We start from the raw sequence: 1400 nt of genomic DNA on the forward strand, positions 1-1400 counted from the left end.
CTGCTCAAACGACCAGTGCGCCCGATGCGACGCCGGATGCGGACAACGACAACGCCGACGTCGTCGATGACGGTCGGTGGAAGGACGCACCGGCGCGGTCAGACCTCCCGTCGCGGTCAGACGTCCCGGCGCGGTCGGACGTCCCCGCGCACGACGACAGCGGGAACACCGACATGGCGGAGCCCGCGGGAACCGAGGACGATCGGGTCGAACCGGCTGACGCGAACGAGACCTCGGACGCGCCCTACACCAAGCCGATCAGCGCGAACGAGCTGCGCCGCCAGTCAGACGACGACGAGTAGCCCGGTCCCACCACACAAGGAAGGCCGCCATCCCGATCGGGGTGGCGGCCTTCGTCGTCCGTGGTGCCCCCGGCAGGAATCGAACCCGCGGCACGGTGGGTAGAAACCACCTGCTCTATCCACTGAGCTACGGGGGCGGACGCCGTCGATTCTATTCCGCGGTGCCGGGTGGGCGGAGTCGTTCGACGAACGCGTCGATCTCGGTCTGCGACTGGAGCCGCACGATCCGGAGGTGCGGTGCGGCGTGTTCGAGCGCCGGGACCATCGCGCGCATCTTCCTGCGAGTGCGGATGCCCCACCGGATGATGTGGTCGCGGTTCGTGAAGATCGTCCACATCGACGGTTCGACGTTGCCGTTCCAGAGCTCAGTCCGCCCCACACGCCGACGAACGGTTCGTCGGACCAGGCGCCACATCGCGATCGGCACCGGCAGGTCGAGCCAGACGAGCGTGTCCGCGCGCTCCGTGAGCAGTGCCCGGACCTGGCTGTACTGCCACTCGGTCACCCACGCGGGCCCAGCGGTGTAGCGCTCGACGTCGTCCTCGAAGGACGCACGTGGCCCCCAGTCCGGGCCGTGGAACAGCCCGTCGATCTCCGTGTGCGGGACGCCGAGCGCTCGGCCGATGCGACCGGCGGCGGTGGTCTTGCCGACGCCCGTCGTCCCGGCCACGAGCACGCGGCGTGGCGGCGGCTCGAGCGCGTCCCATGGTCCGAGCATCCGTCGAGACTACCCACGCCCAGTCACCCGACGCAGTCCTCCGGTCCCAGGCTCGCCGCGCCCGCTCACCGCACCCCCACGCGAGCGGCATCGCCCCCCTTCCGCCCCCTTGCGCGAGCGGGCGGATCCGCGGGGTGCCGCCCGCTCCGCACCTGGGCATTCCGCCCGCTCGCGCAAGGCACCCACCTCGCCAGCTCGCGTCCTCGCGCAAGCGGGCGGAAGCGCGGGGTGGCCGAGCTCAACCACCCGGACATTCCGCCCGCTCGCGCAAGGCACCCACCTCGCCAGCTCGCGTCCTCGCGCGAGCGGGCGGAAGCGCGGGGTGGCCGAGCTCAACCACCCGGACATTCCGCCCGCTCGCGCGCACCCGCCCCTCGCGC

The 1400-nt window shown here is 71.9% G+C and carries 2 protein-coding genes and 1 tRNA gene; 1 reads left to right on the forward strand and 2 read right to left on the reverse strand.

Annotated features, from left to right (window positions below; translation table 11 throughout):
• A partial coding sequence (locus ASG04_RS17830; RefSeq protein WP_235515471.1) for a hypothetical protein occupies positions 1-302 on the forward strand: 302 nt, incomplete at its 5' end.
• Positions 303-363: 61 nt separating this feature from the next.
• Here the strand turns inward: ASG04_RS17830 and ASG04_RS07410 are convergent.
• A tRNA-Arg gene (locus tag ASG04_RS07410) sits at positions 364-439 on the reverse strand.
• A 14-nt stretch (positions 440-453) separates the two neighbouring features.
• Positions 454-1020 carry an AAA family ATPase gene (locus tag ASG04_RS07415; RefSeq protein ID WP_056121995.1) on the reverse strand — a complete coding sequence of 189 codons (567 nt, stop codon included), beginning with the start codon at positions 1018-1020 and terminating at the stop codon, positions 454-456.
• Positions 1021-1400 lie beyond the last annotated feature (380 nt).

The sequence above is a fragment of the Curtobacterium sp. Leaf183 genome, from assembly GCF_001424385.1.
In the GTDB taxonomy this organism is placed as follows: domain Bacteria; phylum Actinomycetota; class Actinomycetes; order Actinomycetales; family Microbacteriaceae; genus Curtobacterium.

Bases quoted from the DNA above. Each gene is read 5' to 3' on its own strand.
- ASG04_RS07415 (WP_056121995.1), bottom strand. From the start codon at position 1,020: ATGCTCGGACCATGGGACGCGCTCGAGCCGCCGCCACGCCGCGTGCTC.